Source organism: Catenulispora pinisilvae, assembly GCF_015356865.1.
GTDB classification, from domain to species: domain Bacteria; phylum Actinomycetota; class Actinomycetes; order Streptomycetales; family Catenulisporaceae; genus Catenulispora; species Catenulispora pinisilvae.
In genome coordinates, this window is record NZ_JAAFZA010000470.1 from 1 (window position 1) to 2148 (window position 2148).

1 rRNA gene is annotated in these 2148 nt (G+C 57.8%); it reads right to left on the minus strand.

The annotated features are described in order from the left end of the window. A 23S ribosomal RNA gene (locus tag IZR01_RS48950) occupies window positions 1–2100 on the minus strand; the annotation flags it as partial. Window positions 2101–2148: the final 48 nt, after the last annotated feature.

The window sequence follows — 2148 nt, forward strand, 5'->3', positions numbered from 1 at the left end:
GCGGTCTAACCGGTCCCCTTAACGTTCCAGCACCGGGCAGGCGTCAGTCCGTATACATCGTCTTGCGACTTCGCACGGACCTGTGTTTTTAGTAAACAGTCGCTTCTCGCTGGTCTCTGCGACTCAACCCAGCTCACACAGCAAGTGTGATCACCAAGCCGAGCCCTCCTTCTCCCGAAGTTACGGAGGTATTTTGCCGAGTTCCTTAACCACGGTTCACCCGATCGCCTCGGTATTCTCTACCTGACCACCTGTGTCGGTTTGGGGTACGGGCCGCTCAGTCCTCGCTAGATGCTTTTCTCGACAGCATAGGATCACCCACTTCGCCCCTACGGGCTCGGCATCAGATCTCAGGCTTCATGATGTGCGGATTTGCCTACACACCGCCCTACATCCTTACCCCGGGACAACCACCGCCCGGGTTGGGCTACCTTCCTGCGTCACACCATCGCTTGCCTACTACAAGTTCGGGTCACCGGCTCCACCACACCCAGTTCCCGAAGGAACCCGGGGGCTTAACGGGTTTAGCATCACCTGATTCAACATTGGGCGGACCTTCGCGGGTACGGGAATATCAACCCGTTGTCCATCGACTACGCCTGTCGGCCTCGCCTTAGGTCCCGACTCACCCTGGGCGGATTAGCCTGGCCCAGGAACCCTTGGTCATCCGGCGGCGACGTTTCTCACGTCGCATTCGCTACTCATGCCTGCATTCTCACTCGTGCAGCCTCCACCCCTGGGTCACCCCGGGACTTCACTGGCTGCACGACGCTCCCCTACCCATCCATACGCCTGGCCGCTTTCTACACGACGGGCTAAAGTATGAATGACACGGCTTCGGCGGTGTACTTGAGCCCCGCTACATTGTCGGCGCGGAATCACTTGACCAGTGAGCTATTACGCACTCTTTCAAGGGTGGCTGCTTCTAAGCCAACCTCCTGGTTGTCTATGCGACTCCACATCCTTTCCCACTTAGCACACGCTTAGGGGCCTTAGCCGGTGTTCTGGGCTGTTTCCCTCTCGACGACGAAGCTTATCCCCCGCCGTCTCACTGCCGCGCTATCACTTCACCGGCATTCGGAGTTTGGCTGATTTCGGTAAGCTTGTAGGCCCCCTAGACCATCCAGTGCTCTACCTCCGGGAAGAAACACACGACGCTGCACCTAAATGCATTTCGGGGAGAACCAGCTATCACGTGGTTTGATTGGCCTTTCACCCCTAACCACAGGTCATCCCCCAGGTTTTCAACCCTGGTGGGTTCGGGCCTCCACGCGGTCTTACCCGCGCTTCACCCTGCCCATGGCTAGATCACCACGCTTCGGGTCTAGGTCGTGCGACTCAAACGCCCTATTCGGACTCGCTTTCGCTACGGCTACCCCACCCGGGTTAACCTCGCCACACAACGCTAACTCGCAGGCTCATTCTTCAAAAGGCACGCGGTCACAACCGTGACAGAATAAATTCTGCACGGCGTAGCTCCCACGGCTTGTAGGCACACGGTTTCAGGTACTCTTTCACTCCCCTCCCGGGGTACTTTTCACCTTTCCCTCACGGTACTAGTCCGCTATCGGTCACCAGGGAGTATTCAGGCTTAGCGGGTGGTCCCGCCAGATTCACACGGGATTTCTCGGGCCCCGTGCTACTTGGGATACTCCTCCAGAGCCAACAATGTTTCGTCTACGGGGGTTTTACCCACTATGCCGGCGCTTTCGCATCGCCTTCGACTACACTGCTGGTTTCTTACTCTGTACCAGACCGGCAGATCTGATCGAGAAGTCCCACGACCCCGCCTGCGCAACCCCTGCCGGGTATCACACGCAAACGGTTTAGCCTCTTCCGGTTTCGCTCGCCACTACTCCCGGAATCACTGTTGTTTTCTCTTCCTGACGGTACTGAGATGTTTCACTTCCCGTCGTTCCCTCCACACGCCCTATATATTCAGGCGTGGGTGACCGCACTCACATACGGCCGGGTTTCCCCATTCGGACACCCTCGGATCACAGCTCGTTTGACAGCTCCCCGAGGCCTTTCGCGGCCTACCACGTCCTTCATCGGCTCCTGGTGCCAAGGCATCCACCGTGCGCCCTTAAAAACTTGGCCACAAAGATGCTCGCATCCACTGTTCAGATCTCAAACACCCACCGGCTC